This window comes from Paraburkholderia phenazinium (assembly GCF_900100735.1).
GTDB classification, from domain to species: Bacteria; Pseudomonadota; Gammaproteobacteria; order Burkholderiales; family Burkholderiaceae; genus Paraburkholderia; species Paraburkholderia phenazinia.
In genome coordinates this window covers 549,786-573,873 of sequence record NZ_FNCJ01000003.1, presented here as the reverse complement: position 1 = coordinate 573,873, position 24,088 = coordinate 549,786, and the positions used below count along the sequence as shown (strand labels likewise).

General features: G+C 62.9%; 17 protein-coding genes and 2 tRNA genes. 9 read left to right on the top strand and 10 right to left on the bottom strand.

Annotated elements, in window-relative coordinates; all coding sequences use genetic code 11:
* The first annotated feature begins 19 nt into the window (after positions 1-19).
* The 6 genes from clpX (at position 20) to BLQ92_RS09650 (ending at position 6,844) form a co-directional block, all read left to right on the top strand.
* Entirely contained in the window at positions 20-1,291 is a 1,272-nt protein-coding gene (gene clpX / locus BLQ92_RS09675) for an ATP-dependent Clp protease ATP-binding subunit ClpX (protein WP_074298724.1), read from the top strand.
* 185 nt (positions 1,292-1,476) lie between these two features.
* On the top strand, positions 1,477-3,897 hold the full coding sequence (gene lon, locus BLQ92_RS09670; protein WP_090683768.1) for an endopeptidase La: 2,421 nt from the start codon (positions 1,477-1,479) through the stop codon (positions 3,895-3,897).
* Between the two features lie 298 nt (positions 3,898-4,195).
* Positions 4,196-4,513, top strand: coding sequence for an HU family DNA-binding protein (locus BLQ92_RS09665; RefSeq protein ID WP_279607918.1), 318 nt, complete (start codon positions 4,196-4,198; stop codon positions 4,511-4,513).
* A gap of 126 nt (positions 4,514-4,639) precedes the next feature.
* A tRNA-Val gene (locus BLQ92_RS09660) sits at positions 4,640-4,715 on the top strand.
* 34 nt (positions 4,716-4,749) lie between these two features.
* Positions 4,750-4,826, top strand: a tRNA-Asp gene (locus tag BLQ92_RS09655).
* Between the two features lie 86 nt (positions 4,827-4,912).
* Positions 4,913-6,844 carry a SurA N-terminal domain-containing protein gene (locus BLQ92_RS09650; protein WP_090683764.1) on the top strand — a complete coding sequence of 644 codons (1,932 nt, stop codon included), beginning with the start codon at positions 4,913-4,915 and terminating at the stop codon, positions 6,842-6,844.
* Positions 6,845-6,983: 139 nt separating this feature from the next.
* Here BLQ92_RS09650 and BLQ92_RS09645 read toward each other — a convergent pair whose 3' ends face one another.
* Together BLQ92_RS09645 and BLQ92_RS09640 are read right to left on the bottom strand one after the other, a co-directional pair.
* Positions 6,984-7,325, bottom strand: coding sequence for a hypothetical protein (locus tag BLQ92_RS09645; protein WP_090683762.1), 342 nt, complete (start codon positions 7,323-7,325; stop codon positions 6,984-6,986).
* Positions 7,326-7,443: 118 nt separating this feature from the next.
* A complete protein-coding gene (locus BLQ92_RS09640) occupies positions 7,444-8,148 on the bottom strand; it encodes an arylesterase (protein WP_090683760.1) in 705 nt (234 codons plus the stop codon).
* Between BLQ92_RS09640 and BLQ92_RS09635 the strand changes: the two genes are divergently transcribed.
* Positions 8,147-8,833 carry an ABC transporter ATP-binding protein gene (locus tag BLQ92_RS09635; protein ID WP_090683758.1) on the top strand — a complete coding sequence of 229 codons (687 nt, stop codon included), beginning with the start codon at positions 8,147-8,149 and terminating at the stop codon, positions 8,831-8,833. The two genes, BLQ92_RS09640 and BLQ92_RS09635, sit on opposite strands and share 2 nt — an antisense overlap.
* Before the next feature lie 116 nt (positions 8,834-8,949).
* Here BLQ92_RS09635 and pgi read toward each other — a convergent pair whose 3' ends face one another.
* The 3 genes from pgi to BLQ92_RS09620 form a co-directional block, all read right to left on the bottom strand.
* Entirely contained in the window at positions 8,950-10,572 is a 1,623-nt protein-coding gene (gene pgi / locus BLQ92_RS09630) for a glucose-6-phosphate isomerase (RefSeq protein ID WP_090683755.1), read from the bottom strand.
* Between the two features lie 281 nt (positions 10,573-10,853).
* Positions 10,854-12,443, bottom strand: a complete 1,590-nt coding sequence (locus BLQ92_RS09625) for an NAD(P)H-hydrate dehydratase (RefSeq protein ID WP_090683753.1) — start codon at positions 12,441-12,443, stop codon at positions 10,854-10,856.
* An 80-nt stretch (positions 12,444-12,523) separates the two neighbouring features.
* Entirely contained in the window at positions 12,524-13,825 is a 1,302-nt protein-coding gene (locus BLQ92_RS09620; protein WP_090683751.1) for an FAD-dependent oxidoreductase, read from the bottom strand.
* A 293-nt stretch (positions 13,826-14,118) separates the two neighbouring features.
* Between BLQ92_RS09620 and purL the strand changes: the two genes are divergently transcribed.
* Complete coding sequence (purL, locus tag BLQ92_RS09615; RefSeq protein WP_090683749.1) at positions 14,119-18,195, top strand: phosphoribosylformylglycinamidine synthase; 4,077 nt, start codon at positions 14,119-14,121, stop codon at positions 18,193-18,195.
* Positions 18,196-18,418: 223 nt separating this feature from the next.
* Here the strand turns inward: purL and BLQ92_RS09610 are convergent, their stop codons facing one another.
* From BLQ92_RS09610 to BLQ92_RS09590, 5 genes are all read right to left on the bottom strand, one after another.
* On the bottom strand, positions 18,419-19,198 hold the full coding sequence (locus tag BLQ92_RS09610) for a peptidylprolyl isomerase (RefSeq protein WP_090683747.1): 780 nt from the start codon (positions 19,196-19,198) through the stop codon (positions 18,419-18,421).
* Between the two features lie 10 nt (positions 19,199-19,208).
* Entirely contained in the window at positions 19,209-19,523 is a 315-nt protein-coding gene (locus BLQ92_RS09605) for a BolA family protein (RefSeq protein WP_090683744.1), read from the bottom strand.
* A gap of 1 nt (position 19,524) precedes the next feature.
* Complete coding sequence (locus BLQ92_RS09600) at positions 19,525-20,058, bottom strand: septation protein A (RefSeq protein WP_090683743.1); 534 nt, start codon at positions 20,056-20,058, stop codon at positions 19,525-19,527.
* A 104-nt stretch (positions 20,059-20,162) separates the two neighbouring features.
* Entirely contained in the window at positions 20,163-20,582 is a 420-nt protein-coding gene (gene msrB, locus BLQ92_RS09595; RefSeq protein WP_090683741.1) for a peptide-methionine (R)-S-oxide reductase MsrB, read from the bottom strand.
* 50 nt (positions 20,583-20,632) lie between these two features.
* The gene (locus BLQ92_RS09590) at positions 20,633-22,189 is read right to left on the bottom strand and encodes a protein adenylyltransferase SelO (protein ID WP_090683739.1); all 1,557 of its coding nucleotides are present in this window, start codon (positions 22,187-22,189) and stop codon (positions 20,633-20,635) included.
* Between the two features lie 143 nt (positions 22,190-22,332).
* Between BLQ92_RS09590 and BLQ92_RS09585 the strand changes: the two genes are divergently transcribed.
* Positions 22,333-23,979 (top strand): 3-(methylthio)propionyl-CoA ligase, encoded by a 1,647-nt coding sequence (locus BLQ92_RS09585; RefSeq protein WP_090683737.1) that lies wholly within the window; start codon positions 22,333-22,335, stop codon positions 23,977-23,979.
* Positions 23,980-24,088 lie beyond the last annotated feature (109 nt).

The window sequence follows — 24,088 nt, the reverse complement described above, 5'->3', positions numbered from 1 at the left end:
TCCGGAGGCTCACACATCTATGGCGGACAAAAAAGGTTCTAACAGCGAAAAGCTGTTGTATTGCTCGTTCTGCGGCAAGAGCCAGCATGAGGTCAAAAAGCTGATTGCAGGCCCGTCGGTATTCATCTGCGATGAATGTATCGACCTGTGCAACGAAATCATTCGTGACGAGGCTGCAGGCGCGGGTATTGAGGCGGGCTTGTCCAAGTCCGACCTGCCAAGTCCGCAGGAAATCCGCGAAATTCTCGATCAGTACGTCATCGGGCAGGAACGCGCGAAGAAGATCCTTGCAGTGGCCGTTTACAACCACTACAAGCGCCTCAAGCACCTCGACAAGAAGGACGAAATCGAGCTGTCGAAGAGCAACATCCTGCTGATCGGCCCTACCGGTTCCGGCAAGACCTTGCTCGCGCAGACGCTCGCACGCCTTCTGAACGTCCCGTTCGTCATTGCCGATGCAACGACGCTGACGGAAGCCGGCTATGTCGGTGAAGACGTCGAGAACATCATTCAGAAGCTGCTGCAGAACTGCAACTACGAAGTCGACAAAGCACAGCGCGGCATTGTCTATATCGACGAAATCGACAAGATCAGCCGCAAGTCGGACAACCCCTCCATCACCCGCGACGTGTCGGGCGAGGGCGTTCAGCAGGCGCTGCTCAAGCTGGTCGAAGGCACGATGGCGTCGGTGCCGCCGCAAGGTGGCCGTAAGCATCCGAACCAGGACTTCATCCAGGTCGACACCACTAACATCCTGTTTATTTGCGGCGGCGCGTTCGACGGCCTCGAAAAGGTCATCGTCGACCGTACGGAAAAGACCGGCATTGGTTTTGGGGCCAGCGTCAAGAGCAAGCAGGATCGCGATGCTGGCGAAGTGCTGCGCGAAGTGGAGCCGGAAGATCTGATCAAGTTCGGCCTGATTCCTGAGCTGATCGGCCGTCTGCCGGTGGTCGCCACGCTCGGCAAGCTCGACGAAGCGGCTCTGATGAAGATTCTCGTCGAACCGAAGAACGCGCTTGTGAAGCAGTACCACAAGCTGTTCAACATGGAGCGCGTCGAGCTCGAGATCCGTCCGGGTGCGTTGCAGGCAGTCGCTCGCAAGGCAATCCGTCGCAAGACCGGCGCGCGTGGTCTGCGCTCGATCCTGGAACAGGCGTTGCTGGACGTGATGTATGAGTTGCCGGCCATGAAAGGCGTTAGCAAGGTCATCATCGACGACAACGTCATCGACGGCGACGGCAAACCGCTACTGATCTACGAAGACGCGCCGAAGGTCGCGGGTTCGAATTGATCGGCTTGACGAGTTCTGCAAAAAAAGCCGTTCATGGCAACGTGAACGGCTTTTTTGTTTATCTTGGGTTAGGATGGTTGTGTTTCCTTTGGAGTCACTGAACTTTTCCCACACGCGGAGGCCTTGTAATCGTTTTAGCAGGCCTCACCTATCGAACGAACTGATACCACTCATGGGGAAATGAAATGTCAGGAACCCAACTCCTCCCGCCGGAACGCACTACGCTCCCGCTGCTCCCGCTGCGTGATGTAGTCGTTTTCCCGCACATGGTGATTCCGCTCTTCGTAGGCCGCCCGAAGTCGATCAAGGCTCTCGAAGCAGCAATGGAAGGCGGCAAGCACATCATGCTCGTCGCCCAAAAGACGGCTGCCAAAGATGAGCCGACCGAAAAGGACATGTACGAAGTAGGGTGTATCGCCAACATCCTGCAAATGCTGAAGCTGCCGGACGGTACCGTGAAGGTGCTCGTCGAAGGCTTGCAGCGGGCGAAGACGCTCTCCATTGAAGAGCAGGAAACGCAGTTTTCGTGCGAAGTCATGCCGCTCGAACCCGACCACGCCGACAGCGCTGAAACTGAAGCGCTGCGCCGCGCGATCGTGTCGCAGTTCGATCAGTACGTGAAGCTGAACAAGAAGATCCCTCCGGAGATTCTGACTTCGCTGTCGGGCATCGACGAAGCCGGCCGTCTGGCCGACACGATTGCGGCGCATCTGCCGCTCAAGCTCGACCAGAAGCAACACATCCTCGAGATGTTCCCGGTCATCGAGCGCCTCGAGCATCTGCTCGCGCAACTCGAAGCCGAGATCGACATCCTGCAGGTGGAAAAGCGCATCCGTGGGCGTGTGAAGCGTCAGATGGAGAAGAGCCAGCGCGAGTACTACCTGAACGAACAGGTCAAGGCGATCCAGAAGGAACTGGGCGAAGGCGAAGAAGGTGCGGATCTCGAAGAACTCGAGAAGCGCATCACGGCTGCGCGCATGCCGAAGGAAGCCAAGAAGAAGGCCGACGCCGAGCTGAAGAAGCTCAAGCTGATGTCGCCGATGTCGGCGGAAGCCACCGTCGTGCGCAACTACATCGACACGCTGATCGGCTTGCCGTGGCGCAAGAAGAGCAAGGTCAACAACGACCTCTCGAATGCGGAACGCGTGCTCGACGAAGACCACTTCGGTCTTGAGAAAGTCAAAGAACGCATTCTCGAATATCTTGCGGTCCAACAACGCGTGGACAAGGTGAAGGCGCCGATCCTCTGCCTCGTTGGGCCTCCGGGTGTCGGTAAGACGTCGCTGGGCCAATCGATTGCGCGCGCAACGAATCGCAAGTTCGTGCGCATGGCTCTCGGTGGCGTGCGCGACGAGGCCGAAATTCGCGGCCACCGTCGGACCTACATTGGTTCGATGCCCGGCAAGATCCTGCAAAGCCTGACCAAGGTCGGCGTGCGCAATCCGCTCTTCCTGCTCGACGAAGTCGACAAGATGGGCCAGGATTTCCGCGGCGATCCGTCCTCTGCTCTGCTGGAGGTGCTCGATCCGGAACAGAACCATACGTTCGCCGACCACTACGTCGAAGTCGACTTCGACCTCTCGGACGTGATGTTCGTGGCGACCTCGAACTCGCTGAACATTCCGCCGCCGCTGCTCGACCGGATGGAAGTGATCCGTCTGTCGGGTTACACGGAAGATGAGAAGGTCAGCATCGCGCAACGTTATCTGTTGCCGAAGCAGAAGAAGAACAACGGCCTGAAGGAAGGCGAGGTCGATGTCACGGAAACTGCAATCCGCGACATCATTCGTTACTACACGCGTGAAGCGGGCGTTCGTTCGCTCGAGCGTGAAATTTCGAAGATCTGCCGCAAGGTCGTGAAGATGCTTCTGCTGAAGAAGGCAGAAGGCGCGGTGAAGGTCGATGGCAGCAATCTCGATACTTTCCTCGGCGTGCGCAAGTACGACTTCGGTCTGGCTGCGAAGGAAAATCAGGTTGGCCAGGTCACGGGTCTCGCGTGGACGGAAGTGGGCGGCGATCTGCTGACCATCGAAGCCGCAGTGATGCCGGGTAAGGGCAATGTGACTCGCACGGGTTCGCTCGGCGACGTGATGAAGGAATCCGTCGAAGCAGCACGCACGGTGGTCCGTTCGCGTTCGCGCCGTCTGGGCGTCAAGGACGAAGCGTTCGAGAAGCAGGACATTCACATCCACGTGCCGGAAGGTGCGACGCCGAAGGACGGTCCGTCCGCCGGTATCGCGATGACGACCGCGCTGGTATCGGTGCTGACCGGCATTCCGGTGCGTGCCGACGTGGCGATGACGGGCGAAATCACGCTGCGTGGTGAAGTGTTGCCGATCGGCGGCCTGAAGGAAAAGCTGCTCGCAGCGCATCGCGGCGGCATCAAGCTGGTGCTGATCCCGGAAGAAAACGTCAAGGATCTGACGGAGATTCCGGACAACGTGAAGAACGCGATTGAGATCGTGCCGGTCCGCTGGATCGACAAGGTTCTGGAGCTCGCGCTCGAACGTGTGCCGCAAGCGTTGCCGGAAGAGGAGCCGAAGCCTGCCACGCCTGTCGCGGCAGAGCCCGGCAAAGACGCGGCGACGGAAGTGGTGAAGCACTAAGCCAGTTCGCAGCGTTGTCTGCTGATCAACAAAAGACCCGCGGCATTGCCCGCGGGTTTTTTGCTATTTGCGCGGCGCCTGCTGCGTGGGGCTAGTGCGCGTTATCCCATTAGTTGGATCAAATTCTTTACGCCAAACCAACCGGGTTGGCGGCGCATTTATCCCCTGCAAGATTTCGTCATCAAAGCGCGCTGCGGCGACCCTCGAATCCGGCGCAACCCCGCTTGACACAAGGGTTTCGGCCAATTCTAATGGGCTGGCTCGGCGTCCTTGCCGTGCTGCGTTGGTACCCGGCGCGATCACGCGCCATCACGTTTGCCCAACAACATTCTCGGGGGCTGGAATGAATAAAACGGAATTGATCGATCACATCGCGCAACAAGCCGACCTATCGAAGGCGGCGGCGGGACGTGCATTGGATGCTGTGATCGGTGGAGTCAAAGGCACGTTGAAGAAGGGTGGCTCGGTGACGCTGGTCGGTTTCGGAACCTTCGCAGTCGGCAAGCGCACGGCACGCACAGGGCGCAATCCGCGCACGGGAGCGGCGATCAAGATCAAGGCAGCCAAGGTACCTAAATTTAGGCCTGGCAAAGCGCTAAAAGATGCGCTAAACTAATCGACTTGCTGCATAAGGGTGGCGCGGTTGTGAAGGGTTGATGAGCGGGCTGAAGAGCCGGTTGAAAAACCCAAAATCGCGGTGCGACTTAAAGTAGCAGAAAAGTAGTGAGCAGAATCGCGGAGCGGGTGCTTAGCTCAGTTGGTAGAGCGGCGCCCTTACAAGGCGTAGGTCGGGAGTTCGAGCCTCTCAGCACCCACCAGTTCCCGGTTCGGCATGCAGTGCACGTAGTATAAGGAGTGGTAGTTCAGTCGGTTAGAATACCGGCCTGTCACGCCGGGGGTCGCGGGTTCGAGTCCCGTCCACTCCGCCAGTATCCTTGAAAGGCGAACTCCGGTTCGCCTTTTTTATTGCCCGCTGTTGTAATATCGGGCGTTCCGTTTTTGGCATCCTTAACGCATGCTCGATTTCTTCCGCAATCACAAACGCCTGATGATGTTCATGCTCATCCTGGTCATCGTACCGGGACTGGGCTTTGTGGGTATTCAAGGCTTCCGCGGCTTCTTTGACGAAAGCGCCAACGTCGCCAGCGTCAACGGGCATAAGATCACCCGTGCCGAGTACGACGACGCGATGCGTCAACAACTGGACCGCGCACGTCAGATGCTCGGCGGCCAGTTCGACTCGAAGATGTTCGATACGCCGGAGCGGCGCAAGCAGATGCTCGACGGTCTGATCGAGCAGCGCGTGCTGGCTGACGAGACGCAACGTCTGCACCTGACCGCTTCCGACGACGCTGTGCGCCGCACCTTGCTGAGCGATCCGGTTATCTCATCGCTCAAGAATCCTGACGGTTCGATCGACGTGAACCGCTACAAGGAACTGCTCGCCATGCAAGGCATGACGCCCGATCAATACGACGAGCGCGTGCGTTATACGTTGGCCACCCAGCAGTTGCCGAGCAGCATCGAGGGCAGTGCCTTCACGTCGAAGACACTCGCTCAAACGCTGACCGGACTCGCTGAGCAGCAACGTGAGGTGCAGGGGCTCGCCTTCAATCCGCACGACTACGTGGCGAAGGTGCAGCCGACGGACGCGCAATTGCAGGCGTACTACGACGCGCATCGCAATGACTTCGCAACGCCCGCTACGGCCACGATTCAGTATCTGGTGATGTCGCCGGCCGCGTTGGCTGCAGGCATGCAACCCACGGATGACGATCTCAAGAAGTTCTACGACGACAACATCGCGCACTACCAGACCGCTGCGCAAATGCGTGCGAGCCTGATCCTGATCTCCGTGGCGCCGAATGCTAGCCCGGACGACAAGGCCAAGGCGAAGCAGAAGGCGGACGCGTTGCTGGCTCAGGTCAAGGCGCATCCGGACGACTTCGCGAAGGTTGCCGAGCAGAATTCGCAGGACCCGGCTTCGGCCTCGAAGGGCGGCGATCTGGGTTACTTCGGCCGCGGCATGATGGCCGGTGGCCAGGCATTCGACGATGCGGCGTTCAAGCTGAAGAAGGACGAGATCAGCGATGTCGTGCCGACGGACGTGGGCTTGCTGATCCTGAAGGCAACGGATGTGAAGCCGTCGGTCACGCAACCGTTCGATACGGTGAAGGATGCGCTTGCCAAGGACCTGAAGGCGCAACTGGCCGCCAAGGCATTCACCGACGATTCGGATGGCTTCACGTCGCTCGTCTATGAAAAGGCCAAGAGCCTGCAGCCCGCTGCGGACAAATACAAGCTGCAGCTCCAGACCGCTACGGTCACGCCGCAACCGAGCGCAGCGTTGCCGCCGGGTAGCCCGCTGAACAACGCGAAGTTCCTTGCTGCTGTGTTTGCAAACGACTCGGTGCAGGCACACAACAACACGCAAGCTATCGACGTTGGCAGCAACACATTGATTGCTGCGCACGTCACCGACTACAAGCCGTCGGCCGTGCCTGCGCTCGACGCCATCAAGGACGCAGTGCGTCAGAAGGTGATCGCCGTGCAGGCCGACGAGATGGCGCATAAGGACGGCACCGCCAAGCTGGCTGAGTTGCAGAAGTCGAATGCGACCACGGGCTTTTCGGCGCCGCTGAAGGTTTCGCGCAACGATGCACAGGGTTTGCCGGTGGCCGCACTGAGCGCAATCTACAAGGCCGATCCGCAAAAGTTGCCGGCCTATGTCGGTGTCGATCTGGGCGATGCAGGTTATGCCGTGTATCGCGTGAATGCCGTGTTGCCGGGTGCGCCAATCGATCCGCGGCGTCTCGCGGCTGCGCAGCAGGAGGTTGCCCAAACTCAGTCGCAGTCCGAGGTCGAAGCCTATGTCGAGGCGTTGCGCGCTCGCTCGAAGGTCAAGTTCTATGGCTCGCTGGACAGCACGCAGCAAGGCGGCGACTGATCCGCAGCACGCGCCGTCATGTGAGCGGCGCGCATCTTGATTGAGTCACGAGTACAAAAAAACCCCGCAATTTTGCAATTGCGGGGTTTTTTCTTATCCGGCGTATCTGTCGCCGGATGGGGGTGAGTGGAGGCTTAGCTTAGAGGCAAGCGGTGATCGCGCCGGTTGCATCGCTACCGGCAGCGCCGTTGGCGCGAAAGCCCACCCATGAGCCCGTGCCGGTGTACGCCGGTCGTACCACCGCAGCAGCACCGGTGGGCGGTTGCTGACCGGGCACATACACGTCGAGTGCCTGGTCGTTTGCCATGGTGTCTTGCGAGACGACTTGCTGTTGAGAGCCGTCCGCCCACTTCTGGGCGATACATTGCGCGACGGCCTTAGGCGATTGCTGGCTTTGTCCAACGGACTGGACGCCAGCCGGCGGTTGAGCGGCGCAGGCAGAGACTGCCACGACCAAAGCGATAAGCGGTAAGTATTTCAACGTTATCTCCTCACAAAAGCGCTCAAAACGAGCCGGGGTTTCGCGGTTAGCGTAAGTGTCGGATCGACATCCCCTACGCCCGTTCCCCGCTCGTTCGCAACAAATTGTAAGAAGTTTGTCAGGGTGAGGAGCTGGCGTGCAGCAGGGGCTTGAGTGTCGGCCACACGTTGTTCAGCAGCACGCCTTGTGCCTGCTGCGTCGGATGGATCTGATCGGCCTGGAACATCTCCGGTTTATCGGCGATGCCGGCGAGCAGGAAGGGGACGAGCGGCACGTGAAATTCATTCGACAACTGTTCATACACGCCATGGAACTTTTGCGTGTAGTCCGGGCCGTAATTGGGTGGCACGTACATGCCGACCAGCACGACCTTCGCATGACCTTGTTGCGCTTGTTCGATGATCGTGCGCAAGTTGTCTTCGGTGGTCGCCAAGGGGACGCCGCGCAGTGCGTCGTTCGCGCCCAGTTCGACAATCACGATGCTGGGTTTTAGCCGCAACATCAGTTCGGGCATCCGCGCGCGTCCGCCGCTTGTCGTGTCGCCGCTAATGCTTGCGTTCGCAACGCTATAATCGATTCGCTCGCTAGCGAGACGCTGGCGCATCAGCGCCACCCAGCCGGTATCGCGGGGCAGTCCATACTCGGCGGAGATGCTGTCGCCGAGTACCACGATGACGGGTTTGGCCGCCTCGGGCGCATTGACGGAATTGGCGGCATGGGCCGCAAGCGGTATGGCCGCAGTCATTACGACAAGGCTAACGGCTGTGTTCAACGCGGCGGCGCGCGGCGCAGCCAGGCGCACTTTCAACCTACGCCTCACCATGCAAAAGAAAACTGATCCAGTCATCGAAGTGCGGGGGTTGTGCAAGAGGGTTAAGGATGCAACGGGCGAGCTGACGATTCTGGATCATATCGATCTTTCCATCGAAGGCGGCAGCAGTGTAGCGATTGTCGGCGCATCCGGGTCCGGCAAGTCTACGCTGCTAGGTCTGCTCGCAGGCTTGGACAGCGCGACCTCGGGGTCGGTTCGTCTACTCGGTCAAGAACTCACCACGTTGAGTGAGGACGAACGCGCCGCATTGCGTAACGGCTCGGTCGGCTTCGTGTTTCAGTCGTTTCAATTGATGCCGCATCTGACGGCGCTCGAGAACGTGACCTTGCCGCTCGAACTGCAAGGCGGTATTGCAGCGCGCGACGCGGCGGCGCGGGCGCGTGGTCTGCTCGAACAGGTTGGGCTGGGGCAGCGCACGCGTCACTATCCCAAGCTGCTCTCGGGTGGCGAGCAGCAGCGCGTCGCGCTGGCGCGTGCGTTCGTCACGCATCCGGCCATCCTGTTTGCCGACGAGCCGACCGGCAGTCTCGATGCGGCGACCGGGCATGCCGTGATCGATCTGATGTTCGAGATGAACCGGGCCAACGGTGCGACCTTGATTCTTGTGACGCACGACATCGAGCTTGCACGCCGTTGCGATACCACGGTGACGATCGAGGCAGGGCGCCTCGCCTGAGGCGCACAAAAGAGATGCACACAAAAGAAAAGCGGGCCGTGCATGGCCCGCTTCATCGCTTCTTCACGCGGTTAAAAGGCGACGCTCGATTCGCCGCCTGACGCGAACGTACCCGTTCAACGCTTCAAAGCCGCCCGCGCGCGTGCGATCAACGCCGAGGTCGACGAATCGTGCTTCGCTGCATCGACGTTCGGCGCCGTCAGGTCAGCCTCGACCACCTTACCGAGGATCTTGCCAAGCTCGACGCCCCATTGATCGAACGGGTTGATGTTCCACACCGACGCCTGCACCAGCACCTTGTGTTCATACAGCGCGATCAGCGCGCCGAGCGAACGCGCGGTGAGCGCTTCGAGGATGAGCGTGCTGGTCGGGCGATTGCCCGGGAACACCAGGGCCGGCGCCAGTTCCGGCTTGTCCGGACCGGCCACCTTCTTCGCTTCTTCCAGTGTACGGCCGAGCATCAGCGCTTCGCTTTGCGCGAAGCAGTTCGCCAGCAGCTTCGGATGATGACTCACGAGCGGATGCTCGGGCGTGAGCACGGCGATGAAATCGATCGGCACGATCGTCGGGCCCTGGTGCAGCATCTGGAAGAATGCGTGCTGACCATTCGTGCCCGGTTCGCCCCACGTCACGGCGGAGGTCGGATAGTCGACCATTACACCGTCGAGGCGTGCGGACTTGCCGTTGCTCTCCATTTCCAGTTGCTGCAGATACGACGGCAAATAATGCAGCGCTTCGGAATACGGCGCCACCAGATAGCTTTGCGAACCGAACAGGTTGCGATACCAGATGCCGATCATGCCAAGCAGCACCGGCAGGTTGCGCTCGAGCGGCGCATCGCGGAAGTGCTGATCCATTTCGTTGGCGCCGGCGAGCAGTTCGTCGAACTGCCTCGGTCCGATCGCGATCATGATCGACAGGCCGACGGCCGACCACAACGAATAGCGCCCGCCCACCCAGTCCCACATCTCGAAGACGTTCTCTTTGGCGATGCCGAACTTGACGACCTCGGCCGGGTTGGCCGACACGCCGACGAAGTGCTTCGCCAGCGCGCTTTCCGGGCAACCCTTCTCGATAAACCAGTCGCGCAGCGAATTCGCGTTGGTCATGGTCTCGAGCGTGGTGAAGGTCTTCGAGACGATGATGGCGAGCGTCTCTTCCGGGTCGATCTGCTGCATGACGCGGTACAGATCGGCGCCGTCGACGTTCGACACGAAGTGGCTGGTGATCTCGGGCGTAGCGAGATGGTGCAGGGCGTGCACGACCATCTTCGGACCGAGATCCGAGCCGCCGATGCCAATGTTCACCACGTAGCGAATCCGCTTGCCGGTGTAGCCGGTCCATGCGCCGCTGCGGACCTGATCCGCGAACGCGGCCATCTTGGCGCGCTCGGCCAAAACCTGGGCGTGGAACGGCGCGTTCGGGTCGGTGGCGCGCAGCGCCGTATGCAGGGCGGCACGGCCTTCGGTCGGGTTGACGACTTCGCCCGCGAACATCGCGTCGCGGCGTTTTTCGACGCCTGCTTCGCGGGCCACTTGCACGAGCAGCTTGAGGGTTTCGTCGGTGATGCGATTCTTCGAGAAATCGACCGCGAGACCGCCGCCGGCGAACGCGAAGCGTTCGGCACGGGTCGGCGCGGGATCGTTCGCGGGGGCGAACCAGTCGCGCATATGCGCATCGCGAATCTGCTCGTAATGGGCTTGCAGCGAGGACCAGGCAGGGAGCGAGTTCAACGTCATGATCGTCCGTCTAACGAAGGGGCACGAAAGAAAGGCAGTGCGCAAAGCGCAGCCGGTGGGATGCTCTGGCGCGCTGCCGGGCTTCACGGGTTCGCAACGGTTCCCGGCCGGCCAGCGCAGTCATTCAGTATAGCGGCGTTGGAGAGAAGCGGGCAGGGGCTTGGGCAATGCGTCCAGATAGAGGGATTGGGTGAGGCGCGCGATCCTTGCTATCTGACGGGCCAGCCGCGCTGATGGCTACCCGCGCGCCACCGCGTGCCAGCAGCGCGCTATCGACGCCTTCACCCTCGCGCCGGATAAAACATCCGGTTCAGCAGTTTGCGAACCATTGGCGCGAGTTCTCCCGCCGTCAGGCCAGCGGGGCCATCGCCTTGCGCCGTTAGCGTGTCGGCGGCGAGGCCGTGCAGATAGACGCCCGCCAGCGCCGCCTCGTAAGGCGGCAAGCGTTGTGCCAGCAAGGCGCCGATGATGCCGCCCAGCACGTCGCCTGTGCCGCCCGTGGCGAGTGCCGCGTTGCCAGTTGGATTGACCGCCAGACGGCCGTCCGGCGCTGCCACGACAGTGCCGGTCCCCTTGAGCACGATCACGCTCGCAAAGCGCGCGGCCAGCGCACGCCCCCCGGCCAGACGGTCGCGCTGCACGGCCGGTACGTCGCAACCGAGCAGGCGCGCCGCTTCGAGCGGGTGTGGCGTGAGGATGCACGGGTCGCCTTGCGCGCCGCGCGCATGCACCTGGGCGGCCAGCGCTGCATCGCCTGCCAGCAGGTTGAGCGCGTCGGCGTCGAGCAGTTTGGGCACGTCGAGCGGCAGGACGTCGCGGAGCACCTGGGTCGCGCGCTCCCGATGGCCCATGCCGCAGCCGATCGCGAGCGCATCCATCTGGTCGAGCGGGAGATCGTCGATCGGGTGCAGCATCAACTCGGGATGCGGCGGGTCGTAGGGCGGGGCGCCGGCGCCGAGCAGCGCGACATGGATCTTCCCTGCGCCTGTGTGCAATGCCGCGCGGGCCGCAAGAATCGGCGCGCCACACATGCCGGTGTCGCCACCAACCACCGCGAGGCTGCCGAACGAACCTTTGTTGGTCGAGAAATCGCGCGCAGGCAAGAAGCCGCGGAACAGTGTAGGGGCGTTGAGCTGCACTGCCGTGCGGGCAGCCGTGTCCACGCCGATCGGCGCGACGGTCACGACGCCGGCGAGATCGCGTCCCGACGCCATAAAGAGGCCCGGCTTCGCGCCGATGAAGGTCACGGTGTGCGTGGCGCGCACGCCGATGCTGTTCCCGACCACGTTGCCGGTGTCGCTGTCGAGGCCGCTCGGGACGTCGAGAGCCAGCACGCGGCCTTGCCGCGTGGCACGTTGCGACAACTGTTGTGCGAGCGAGGCAAAGATACCTTCGAGCGGGCGGGCAAGCCCAATCCCGAACATGCCGTCGACCAGCCAGCCGTAGCCCTCGAACGACGCAGGCGCCGACGCGGAAATCGGCACGCCGGCCGCGCGCGCTTCGCCGAGCGCCCAGCGGGCGTCGTCCGGTTTGACTTCAAACGGCATGCAGACTTCGACGGCGACTCCCGTACGCTGCAATTCGGCGGCCACTACCAGCGCGTCGCCGCCGTTATTGCCGGGGCCGGCGACGATCCAGACCGGCATTGCCGCGCCGCCTGTGCGATCTTGCGCGATCTGCTCACGCAGGAACTGCGCCGCGGCATGGCCGGCACGCGCCATGAGCGTATGGGGCGGCAAGCCGCTCGCAGCGTCGGTTTCGAGCGCGCGCAGATCCACGACGCTCAGAAGGGCGAGCGCGCGGTCGTGCGGGTTCAGCAGGATCGGAAGTTCGGACGCAGGGGGGCGGGCGGCAGGTGTGGCTTCGGTCATGGCAGCGTCAAGCGGTGGCCCGGGCGGGCGCGGAACTGCCATGGTAGTGCGAATAGGGGTGATGGGTGAAACTGTTCGCCTCAGCGCCCAAACCGCTCCGGCCGCAAGGCGGCCAGCGTGTCCGCCGGCAACTCCGGCGTGACACCGCCGATCAGATCCGCCACCAGCTTGCCTGCGCCGCAAGCGAGCCCCCAGCCTGCCGGGCCATGCCCAGCGTTGACGAACAGGCGCGGATGCAGCGCATTGCCGACCAGCGGCAGCCCGTCGGGCGAGAGCAGCTTCAAGCCATCCCATGACAGCGCCGCCGAAATCTTCGCGGCACCTGGGATCCAGTCGTGGGTCGCCTGGCCGAGCAGGGCCAGCGCGTCTTTGGTGACCGCTTCGGAGAGCGGCTTGTCGGTCTGGCCGGCGCCTTGCAGCACGGCGCCGCCGGCAATCCGCAGCCGGTGATTCATGCGCGTGATGGTGATGCGCTTGACGGCGTCGACGATCGCCACATGCGGCGCGCATTCTTCATGCGCGATCGGCGCCGACAGCGTATGCATCCGCAGTGGATGCAGCGGCACCCGCAGGCCGAGCCGCTCCAGCAGCGGCAAGCTGCCGGTGCCGGCCGCGACCACGACGGCGTCGGCGTTGATCACGTCGACTTCCCGCGACGAGGTGACTTCGCCTAGCCGCGGCGCCAGTTCGACCGCAGCGCGCGCCCCGTCGAGACGGATCGCCTCGACTTCGCGATTGAGCATGAACTGTACGCCACCCTGGGCATCGAGCGTCTGCTTGATGAGCTTGGTGAAAAGCGGGCAGTTGGCGGTGCGTTCCTGGTCGAACAGCACGCCGCCTGCGAATTCCGGATCGGTCGGCACCGAATGTTCGAACGCGGCGCACTCGGCCGGCGTCAGCACGTGATGCGGGACTTCGTAGTGGCGCAGCAACTCGAGCGCGGGCTGAGTCAGTTGCCATTCCTGTGCCGAGCGCGTGAGGTACAGCACGCCGTTCGACTGTTCGAATTCGAGCCCGAAACGCGCCTCGATGTCCGCCATGGCGTCACGCGAGGCTTCGATCAGCGGCCGCAGCAGCCCATATTGGCGGTTGAATGCTTGCGGTTCCTGCCAGGTGGCCAGTTGCCGCTCGAACAGGCGCGCCGCGCCGTTGAAGCCGGTCTTGCGGATCACCCCGTTCCTGGCGGCGTGGCGGCTTTGCATGAAGGTCGGCCCGAACCACACATCGAGCGGCGTCGGCAGGACCGTGCCGCCGTGGCCGTAGGTCGCGCCTTGCGCGACCGTCGCATAGCGTTCGACCACGCATACCCGGTGGCCTGCTGCGCGCAGTTGATAAGCGGTGGCGACGCCCACAATTCCGCCGCCAATGACGATGACATCCATGATTGATTCGATTTGCCGGCGGAACGCGGCTTAGCTGGCGTTCCCCGTGTGCGTGGCATGCGGCGCATGCGAAGGGTTGCTGCGCCGATCTGGTGAAAGGCCGAATGATAGCAGTCAAACCGGTTTGCCCGCCAAGCCGCACCCAATCCCGATATCGACCGGCGAGGCGCCGCGCGCAACGGTAAAACCGCACCGGCACAGGCGCTGGCGGGCCTCCGACGGGGTATAATCTCGGACTTCCCTTTCGCCTCACGTCGCCTGCACGCGCGACTCATAGACGCAACGTCAAGTCCATGGCCCACTTCTCGTGTTTCCCCGGCGCTTCGGCCCTCTCCGATTTCCGTCAAACCCGCCTGCTCGAGACGCTCACGCGCATCGACGCCAATATCACCGGCGTGCGCGGTCAGTATCTGCACTTCGTCAACGCACAGACGCCGCTTACGGCTGAAGACAGCGCGAAGATCGAGGCGCTGATGCACTACGGCGATCCGTTCGTCGACGCCAAGGAGCGCGGCGCGAGCGAGACCTTCCTCGTGGTGCCGCGCTTTGGCACGGTGTCGCCGTGGGCCAGCAAGGCGACGGACATCGCGCACCACTGCGGTCTCACGCAGCTGCGCCGCATCGAGCGCGGCGTCGAATATACGGTGACGCTCAAGAGCGGCCTCTTGGGCGGCAAGAAAGCCCTGTCCGACGAAGCCCGCGAAGCGGTGATCGCCGCCTTGCACGACCGCATGACCGAAAGCGTGACGCCGTCGCGCGAGCACGCCATGCACCTGTTCGACGAACTGCCGGCCAAGCCGCTGCAAACCGTGGACGTGCTGAGCCACGGCCGTGGCGCGCTGGAAACCGCCAATACGGAACTGGGCCTCGCGCTCGCCGACGACGAGATCGACTACCTGGTCGACGCCTTCACGAAACTCGGCCGCAACCCGACCGACGTCGAGCTGATGATGTTCGCGCAGGCCAACAGCGAGCACTGCCGCCACAAGATTTTCAACGCGGAATGGACCATCGACGGCGAGAAGCAGGACATCTCGCTGTTTAACATGATCCGCAACACCGAGAAGCTCAATCCGCAAGGCACCATCGTTGCGTACTCGGACAACTCGGCGATCATGGCGGGCGGCATCGCCGAGCGCTGGTTCCCGCGCAAGCCGGGCCAGACCGGTGGCGAGCTCGCTGAGCACTACGGCCGCCACACCGAGCTGACGCACACGCTGATGAAGGTGGAGACGCACAACCACCCGACCGCTATCTCGCCGTTCCCGGGCGCCGCAACCGGCGCGGGCGGTGAAATCCGCGACGAAGGCGCAACCGGCCGCGGTGCACGTCCTAAGGCAGGTCTGACGGGCTTCACGGTATCGAACCTCGACTTGCCGGACGCGCGCGAAGCATGGGAAAACGCCCGTGACGCCGTGCAGCCAGTCGGCCACCGCAACCCGGCCGATGCACAGGAAGTCTATGGCCGCCCGGACCGCATCGCTTCGCCGCTGGAAATCATGATCGACGGTCCGCTTGGCGGCGCCGCGTTCAACAACGAATTCGGCCGGCCGAACCTGGGCGGCTATTTCCGCACCTACGAGCAGAACGTCGCGGGCACCGTGCGCGGCTATCACAAGCCGATCATGATCGCGGGCGGCATCGGCAACATCTCCGATCAGCACACCCACAAGCACGACCTGCCGGAAGGCTCGCTCCTGATCCAGATCGGCGGCCCGGGTATGCGCATCGGCATGGGCGGCGGCGCCGCCAGCTCGATGGCCACCGGCACCAATACCGCTGCACTCGACTTCGACTCGGTGCAGCGCGGCAACCCGGAAATCGAGCGGCGCGCGCAGGAAGTCATCAATGCCTGCTGGCAGCTTGGCGAGAAGAATCCGATCCTGAGCATTCACGACGTCGGCGCGGGCGGTCTGTCGAACGCGTTCCCGGAAGTGGTGGACGGCGCCAGCAAGGGCGCGATTTTCGAACTGCGCAAGATCCAGCTTGAAGAAAGCGGTCTGTCGCCGCGCGAAATCTGGTCGAACGAAGCGCAAGAGCGCTACGTGCTGGCGATTGCCCCGGCTGACCTGGCCGAATTCCAGGCCATCTGCGAGCGCGAGCGCTGCCCGTTCGCGGTGATCGGCACGGCGACCAACGAACGCCAGTTGAAGCTGATCGACACCGAACAGAAAGACGACAACGCCCATCAGCCGGTCGACATGCCGATGGAAGTGCTGCTCGGCAAGGCGCCGCGCATGCATCGCGACGTCAAGCACGTTCAGACCACGCTGCTGCCGGTCGACGTCACCGGCATCAACCTGTCGGAAGTGGCGGTGAGCGTGCTGCGTCATCCGACGGTGGCGAGCAAGTCGTTCCTGATTACGATTGGCGACCGCTCGGTGGGCGGCACGACCGCGCGCGACCAGATGGTCGGCCCGTGGCAAGTGCCGGTGGCCGACGTGGCGATCACCACGATGGACTACGCGGGCTATCGCGGCGAAGCGATGACCATGGCCGAGCGCACGCCGCTCGCCGTGATCAACCCGCCGGCGTCGGGCCGCATGGCGGTCGGCGAGGCCGTCACCAACATCGCCGCGGCGCCGATTGCGTCGCTCGACAAGCTGAAGTTGTCCGCCAACTGGATGGCCGCTTGCGGCGCCCCGGGTGAAGACGCGGCGCTGTTCGACACGGTCAAGGCGATCGGCATGGAACTGTGCCCGGCGCTCGGCATCAGCATTCCGGTGGGCAAAGACTCGCTGTCGATGCGCACCAAGTGGGAACACCAGGGCGTGGCGAAGGAAGTGGTTGCGCCGGTCTCGCTGATCATCTCGGCGTTCGCGCCGGTCGAAGACGTCCGCGGTCATCTGACGCCGCAACTGCGCCGTGCCGACGAAGCGGGCGACTCGGTGCTGATCGCGATCGACCTGGGCCGCGGCAAGCATCGCCTCGGCGGCAGTATCCTCGCGCAAGTCACGCAGCAGGTGGGCGACACGACGCCGGACGTCGACGACGCCGAAGACCTGAAGCGCTTCTTTGCCGCCATCCAGGCGCTGAACAGCGACGGCAAGCTGCTCGCTTACCACGACCGCTCGGACGGCGGCCTGTGGGCGACGGTCTGCGAAATGGCGTTTGCGGGTCACGTGGGCGTGTCGCTGAACGTCGACATGCTGACGCTCGATCCGAATCACGAATTCGACTACGGCGACGCCAAAGACTGGGCCAAGCAGACCAGCGGCCGCCGCGAAGACCGCACGATCCGCGCGCTCTTCAACGAAGAGCTGGGCGCGGTGATCCAGGTGCGTGCGCAGGATCGCGATGCGGTGCTGGCCGCCTTGCGCGAGCATGGCCTGTCGGCGTGCTCGCACGTGGTCGGCAAGCTCAACGAGCGCGGCACCATCGAAATCTATCGTGACGCGAAGAAGATCTATGAAGCGCCGCGTACCGAGCTGCATCGTGCGTGGAGCGAAGTGAGCTGGCGCATCTCGCGTCTGCGCGACAACCCGGCTTGTGCCGATGCCGAGTACGACACGCTGCTCGACGCAGCCGATCCTGGCATCACGCCAAAGCTGAGCTTCGATCCGGCGCAAGACGTGGCCGCGCCGTTCGTTGGCAAGGGCGCTCGTCCGCGCGTGGCGATCCTGCGTGAGCAGGGTGTCAACTCGCACCTCGAAACCGCGTATGCATTCGACCGCGCCGGTTTCGATGCTTACGACGTGCATATGAGCGACCTGTTGGCCGGTCGTGCAACGCTGGCCGATTTTGCCGGTGCAGTGGCTTGCGGCGGCTTCTCGTATGGCGATGTATTGGGTGCAGGCGAGGGCTGGGCGAAGACGATCCGCTTCAACGCAGAACTGGCCGATATGTTCGCCGCCTTCTTTGCTCGCAAGGACACGTTCGCGCTGGGCATCTGCAACGGTTGCCAGATGATGAGCAGCCTTGCATCGATGATCCCGGGCGCCGAGGCATGGCCGAAGTTCACCCGCAACAAGTCGGAGAAGTTTGAGGCTCGCTTCTCGCTGGTCGAAGTGCAGCAGTCGCCGTCGCTGTTCTTCAGCGGCATGGAAGGCTCGCGCATTCCGGTGGCCGTGGCGCACGGCGAAGGTTTTGCGGACTTCTCGCAGCAAGGCGATGCGTCGAAGGTGGCGGTTGCGATGCGCTTTGTCGACCACCGCGGTCAGGCTACCGAGCAATATCCGTTCAACCCGAACGGCTCGCCGGACGGCATTACCTCGGTGACGACGCCGGATGGCCGCTTCACCGTGTTGATGCCGCATACCGAGCGTGTGCATCGCACGGTGCAGATGAGCTGGCATCCGGAAGGGTGGAATGCGAACGACGGTAGCCCGTGGCTGCGCGTGTTCCAGAATGCGCGACGCTGGTTGGGGTAACTGCGCACCAGGTTGCCGAAAACAACAAAGCCGCCCGAGGGCGGCTTTGTTGTTTAACTGCACAGGGCGATTGCTGCCCCTCAGCATAGCGAAATTTTTTCGTTCGAAATCAATCGCATAAGCACTTCAAAAAAATAGCGTACCCATTGGTACGCTATTTTTCTGGTGCCGCAGTCAGAACATCGAAGCAGACGCTGGAAGTATCCCCAGCGTCTAACTCTGCTTACTGAATCTTCGCGTTCTTACGCAAACCTTCTTCGAACGCCTGCAGCTTTTCCTGCTGGATCTGCTGGACGATCTGCGGACGCACCTGCTCGAGCGGCGGCGGCGTGATGTCGCGCGTATCGTCGAGACGGATGATGTGCCAGCCGAATTGCGTGTGCACCGGCGTGTCGGTCATCTGGCCTTTCTGCAGCTTCTCGGCGGCTGCGGCGAACTCAGGCACGTAGGCCTTCGGATCCGACCAGTCGAGGTCGCCACCGTTCTTGCCCGATCCCGGGTCCTTCGAGTACTGCTTGGCGAGATCTTCGAAGCTCGCGCCAGCCTTGATCTTGGCGATCAGGTCCTGGGCCTGCTGCTCGTTGTCGACGAGGATGTGGTGCAGGTGATATTCCTTGCCGCCAGCGTCCTTCACGAGCGAGTCATAGCGTGCCTTGATCTCGGCGTCGGTCGGCTGGTTGTTCTTCAGATAGTCTTCGATCAGCGCGCGCAGCACGACGGTCTGCTGAGCCACGGCGATTTGCGCCTTGACGTCCGGACGCGTCGGGATGCCGCGGCGAGCCGCTTCCTGCGAGAGGATTTCGCGGTTGATCAGTTCTTCGCGCACGGCCGCCTGCAACTGCGGCGAATCCTGCTGACCCTGATGGACGAGTTGGTCGACGAGTGCATCGACGCGTGCCTTCGGGATCGGCGTGCCGTTCACGACGGCGATATTCTGTGCAAACGCAGGCGCAGCCGCAAAAGCGGCCAGCAATACCCAGAGGCGGGTTTTGTTCAAGGTCATCGGAAGTTTCCTAACGGGACAGCAAATCGAATTCTTCGGGCGTGTACGCCGTGATTGCGAGGGCGTGAATGCCGCGCTGCATGGCATCGGCCAGCGCATCATACACCAAGCGGTGCCGCGCCACGCGGGCCTTACCGGCAAAAGCGGCTGCCACAATAGTGACACTGAAATGGCCACCGGCTTCGGCGCCGGCATGCCCCGCATGTTGCGCGCTGTCGTCGCGCACGCTGATCGAGGCAATGGGCGCGAGCGCGGCGCTGAGGCGGGCTTCGATGAGCGTCGCGCGCTCGGCCGTGGTGGCGTGCAGGAACGGGTTGTCGCTCATGTCACTCTTCTTCCTTCATATACTTCGACAGCCACAGGCTCTGGCCGACAATGAACACCACGAGACACCCGGTCGCGCCGAACAGCTTGAAGTTGACCCAGGCGTCGGTCGAGAAGTGATACGCAACAAACAGGTTCAGGATGCCGAGTAGCACGAAGAACACGGCCCAGATCACGCTGAGCTGGCTCCAGATGCGATGCGGCAGGGTGATCTGCTTGCCCATCATCGCTTCGATCAGGTTCTTGTTGAACGCCAGTTGCGAGACGATCAGCGCCACCGAGAAGGCCCAGTACAGCACGGTGGGCTTCCACTTGATGAAGGTGTCGTTGTGCAGCACGAGCGTGGCGCCGCCGAACACCGTGACGACGCCGAGACTCACCCACAGCATCGGGTCCACCTTGCGGTGGCGGAACGCCACCCAGGCAATCTGCACCAGCGTCGCGACGATCGCCACGGCGGTTGCCGTGAAAATGCCCCACAGCTTGAACGCGACGAAAAACAGGATGATCGGGAACAGATCGAACAGGAATTTCATTATCTGGGCGGGGATGTCGAGGAATGAGGGAAAAATGGGCGCGGAGTGACGGACGGCAGCGCGCCGTCCAGCAACGCCGCCGGACCCATATTGCCCGCGTTGCGTTACTTGGGCTCGAATTGTAACGCAGCCGAATTGATGCAGTACCGAAGCCCGGTCGGCGCCGGACCGTCCTCGAACACATGACCCAGATGCGCGCCGCAATTCTTGCACTGCACCTCGATGCGCAGCATGCCGTGCGAGCGGTCGGTTTTCTCGGCGATCACTTCGCCGTTGATCGGCTTGAAGTAGCTCGGCCAGCCGCAGCCGGCGTCGAACTTGGTGTCCGATTCGAACAGCGGGGTGCCGCAGCAGACGCAGTCATAGATGCCGCGGTCCCAGTGGTCGTGGTAGCGGCCGGTAAACGGGCGCTCGGTGGCCGCATGGCGGGTCACCTGATACTCCATCTCGGAGAGCTGCTTGCGCCATTCGGCGTCGTCTTTCTGCACCGGATGCGCGGGGGTCTTGGTGTCGTCGGAGTTCATGGTCGGTTCCTGTCTCGATGTCGGTTTAGTTAGGGGCGCGAACGCGGGCCTTATGACGAGCAACTCACTTCCAGCGAACTGGCCCAGTCGGGCGGTAGCGCGGCATAGGCTTCGTGTTCCGGTTGTTCGTCGAAGGGACGGCGCAGCACCGCCGCCAGCCGCTCGACTTCCGTAAAGTCCTTCTCCTTGGCGCGGCGGATCGCCGTTTCGGCCAGATGATTGCGGAGAATGAATTTGGGGTTCACGCGGTTCATTGCAATGGCGCGTTCGGCGTCGTCGAGTGTTTCTTCGGACAGCCGCGCGCGGTAGTCGTTCACCCAGACGTCGAACGCCGGGCGGTCCAGAAACAGGTCGCGAACCGGCGCGTCGCCGCTCGCGTCGTGTTTCGAGACGCGGGCCAGATGGCGGAAGGTCAGCGTGAAGTCCGCGCGGTTGGCCTGCATGACCTCGAACAGGCGGTTGACCAGAGCGTCGTCTCCCGGGCGTTCGGTTTGCAGGCCGAGCTTGGCGCGCATAAGGCGTTCGAGAGCGGGCGCAAAACGGTCCTTGAAACCTTCGAGTACGCCTTGCGCGTCCTTTACCGCTGCCTCGCCGCGCACGCTTTCGTCGTGCTGCTGGCCCAACAGCGGCAGCAGCCCCTGGGCCAGACAAAACAGGTTCCAGTAGGCGATCTGCGGCTGCATGCGGTACGCGTAGCGGCCTTGCGAATCGGAGTGATTGCAGATGTAGCTCGCATCGAAACCGTCCAGGAAGCCGAACGGACCGTAGTCGATGGTGAGGCCGAGGATCGACATATTGTCCGTGTTCATCACGCCGTGGCAGAAGCCGACCGCCTGCCATTGCGCGAGCAGATCCGCCGTCGACAAGACCGCTTCGTTGAGCAGCGCCAGATACGGATCGTCCGCTTCCTTGCAATGCGGATAGAAGCGTTCGATCACGTGATCGGCAAGCGACTGCAAGGCGTCGACCCGGTCGTTCGAATAGAAATGCTCGAAGTGGCCGAAGCGCACGAAGCTCGGCGCGACGCGCGTGACGACCGCGGCCGTTTCCATTTCTTCGCGCCGCACCGGCTGGTCGGAGCCGATTACGCACAGTGCGCGGGTGGTCGGAATGCCGAGGTGGTGCATCGCTTCGGAGCACAGGTACTCGCGGATCGACGAGCGCAGCACCGCGCGGCCATCGCCCATGCGCGAGTACGGTGTACGTCCGGCGCCCTTGAGTTGCAACTCATAGCGTGCGCCCGCGTGTTCCACTTCACCTAAGCCGAGCGCGCGGCCGTCACCCAATTGACCGGCCCATACCCCGAACTGATGCCCCGAGTAGACCGAAGCATAAGGCATAAGCTCGGCGGGCCAGTCGCGCGTGGGGTTGCCGCAGAAGAACTCGGCGAAGGCCGGATCGTGTGCGACCTCTGGGTCCAGACCGAGCAAGGCTGCAGTGTCGGCAGAGAAGCCGACCACGTAGGGGGCGCTGAGCGGTGCGGCCGGCAAGCGGGTCATGAAGACCCCGCCGAGTTGAGCGAATGCGCCTTCGCGCGGGGTGCCGAGAGCGTCGGCAAGCGCCGCCATCGACCCGGACAGGCCGGAAATGCTTGGGGAAAACGACATATTGAGCGCCTCTGGATTAACCGATATTGTAAGTCGGCGCCCGCGGCGCTGCTGGCTGGCCGATAGTCTGCGCCGCCAGCCAGACCCCGCGTGGCATCCGAGCTGAGAGAGATGACGGAAACACCGCGAGGAGAGCTTTGCTTATGACGACGCCGTTGCTGGGCCAGATGATGGACGTGCCGCTCACCGTATCCTCGCTGCTGGCGCATGCCGCGCGGCATTTCGGCGACACGGAGATCGTCTCGCGGCGCATCGAAGGCGATATGCATCGCTATACGTATCGCGACTGCGAAAAGCGCGCCAAGCAACTGGCCCAGGCCTTGATCGCGCTCGGCGTGCAGCCCGGCGAGCGGGTCGCCACACTGGCGTGGTGCGGCTACCGGCATCTGGAGGCGTACTACGGCACGACCGGTTTCGGCTCGGTATGCCACACGATCAACCCGCGCCTGTTTCCCGAGCAGATTGCCTACATCATCAATCATGCCGACGACAGCTACGTGCTGTTCGACATCAGCTTCGCCGCGCTGGTCGATACGCTGGCCCCGCAGTGTCCGAAGGTGCGCGGCTGGATCGCGCTGACCGATGACGCGCATCTGCCCGAGATGCAGACGCCGGTGACCAGCTACGAGACCTTGCTCGCTCCGCAGAATGGCGAGTACGAATGGCCGTTGATCGACGAGCGCGCGGCCTCGTATCTTTGCTATACCTCGGGCACGACCGGTAATCCGAAAGGCGCGCTGTATTCGCATCGCTCGACCGTGTTGCATGCGATGAGCGCCGCGCTGCCGGATGCCATGAGCCTCTCGGCACGCGATTCGGTGCTGCCGGTGGTGCCGATGTTCCACGTCAACGCATGGGGCATTCCGCACGCCGCGCCGTTGACGGGGGCGAAGCTGGTATTCCCCGGCAAGGACCTCGACGGCAAGTCGCTCTACGAATTGATGGAAGCGGAACGCGTCACGTATTCCGCCGGCGTGCCGACCGTCTGGCTCGGCTTGCTCGCGTATATGAAGCAGGCCGGGGTGCGCTTTTCTTCGCTCAATCGCACGGTGATCGGCGGTTCGGCCTGCCCGCCGGCGATGCTGCGCACCTTCCAGGACGACTATGGCGTCGAAGTGATTCATGCCTGGGGCATGACGGAGATGTCGCCGCTCGGCACCTTGTCGAAGCTCACATGGGAGCAGAGCCAGCGCTCGCCCGACGAGCAACGCAAGCTGCGCGAGAAGCAGGGCCATGTGATCTACGGCGTGGACATGAAGATCGTTGGCCCGGACGGCGACGAGTTGCCGTGGGACGGCGTCGCGTTCGGCGATCTGCATGTGCGCGGGCCGTGGGTGATCGACCAGTATTTCCGCAAGGACGACTCGCCGTTGGTGGATGGCTGGTTTCCGACCGGCGACGTGGCCACCATCGACCGCGACAGCTTTCTGCACATCACCGACCGCAGCAAGGACGTGATCAAGTCCGGTGGCGAATGGATCAGCTCGATCGACATCGAGAACGTCGCCATCGCGCATCCGGCGGTGGCGGAGGCGGCGTGCATCGCATGTTCGCATCCGAAGTGGACCGAGCGGCCGTTGCTGGTGGTCGTCAAGCGCAAGGGCGTCGAGGTGACGCGCGAGGAGCTGATTGCCTTCTACGAGGGCAAGGTGGCGAAATGGTGGATCCCCGACGATGTGGTGTTCGTCGACGAACTGCCGCATACGGCCACTGGCAAGCTGCAGAAGCTCAAGCTGCGCGAGATGTTCCGCGACCACGTGCTGCCGTCGGCGCGGGAGGGCGCGGCCTGACGTAATACCAGCAACGCCAGCCATGCCCTCAGCGCCCCAGGGCAAACCCTTTCCCGCAATAAATTGAACGAGCGTGCTTTTTTGTGTATTCTGCTTGCTGACCCGGAAT

Excerpts from the sequence above, each read along its gene's own strand:
- clpX (WP_074298724.1), top strand. The coding sequence starts at position 20 with ATGGCGGACAAAAAAGGTTCTAACAGCGAAAAGCTGTTGTATTGCTCG.
- lon (WP_090683768.1), top strand. The coding sequence starts at position 1,477 with ATGTCAGGAACCCAACTCCTCCCGCCGGAACGCACTACGCTCCCGCTG.
- BLQ92_RS09650 (WP_090683764.1), top strand. The coding sequence starts at position 4,913 with ATGCTCGATTTCTTCCGCAATCACAAACGCCTGATGATGTTCATGCTC.
- BLQ92_RS09635 (WP_090683758.1), top strand. The coding sequence starts at position 8,147 with ATGCAAAAGAAAACTGATCCAGTCATCGAAGTGCGGGGGTTGTGCAAG.
- BLQ92_RS09640 (WP_090683760.1), bottom strand. The coding sequence starts at position 8,148 with ATGGTGAGGCGTAGGTTGAAAGTGCGCCTGGCTGCGCCGCGCGCCGCC.
- pgi (WP_090683755.1), bottom strand. The coding sequence starts at position 10,572 with ATGACGTTGAACTCGCTCCCTGCCTGGTCCTCGCTGCAAGCCCATTAC.
- BLQ92_RS09625 (WP_090683753.1), bottom strand. The coding sequence starts at position 12,443 with ATGACCGAAGCCACACCTGCCGCCCGCCCCCCTGCGTCCGAACTTCCG.
- BLQ92_RS09620 (WP_090683751.1), bottom strand. The coding sequence starts at position 13,825 with ATGGATGTCATCGTCATTGGCGGCGGAATTGTGGGCGTCGCCACCGCT.
- purL (WP_090683749.1), top strand. The coding sequence starts at position 14,119 with ATGGCCCACTTCTCGTGTTTCCCCGGCGCTTCGGCCCTCTCCGATTTC.
- BLQ92_RS09610 (WP_090683747.1), bottom strand. The coding sequence starts at position 19,198 with ATGACCTTGAACAAAACCCGCCTCTGGGTATTGCTGGCCGCTTTTGCG.
- BLQ92_RS09605 (WP_090683744.1), bottom strand. The coding sequence starts at position 19,523 with ATGAGCGACAACCCGTTCCTGCACGCCACCACGGCCGAGCGCGCGACG.
- BLQ92_RS09600 (WP_090683743.1), bottom strand. The coding sequence starts at position 20,058 with ATGAAATTCCTGTTCGATCTGTTCCCGATCATCCTGTTTTTCGTCGCG.
- msrB (WP_090683741.1), bottom strand. The coding sequence starts at position 20,582 with ATGAACTCCGACGACACCAAGACCCCCGCGCATCCGGTGCAGAAAGAC.
- BLQ92_RS09590 (WP_090683739.1), bottom strand. The coding sequence starts at position 22,189 with ATGTCGTTTTCCCCAAGCATTTCCGGCCTGTCCGGGTCGATGGCGGCG.
- BLQ92_RS09585 (WP_090683737.1), top strand. The coding sequence starts at position 22,333 with ATGACGACGCCGTTGCTGGGCCAGATGATGGACGTGCCGCTCACCGTA.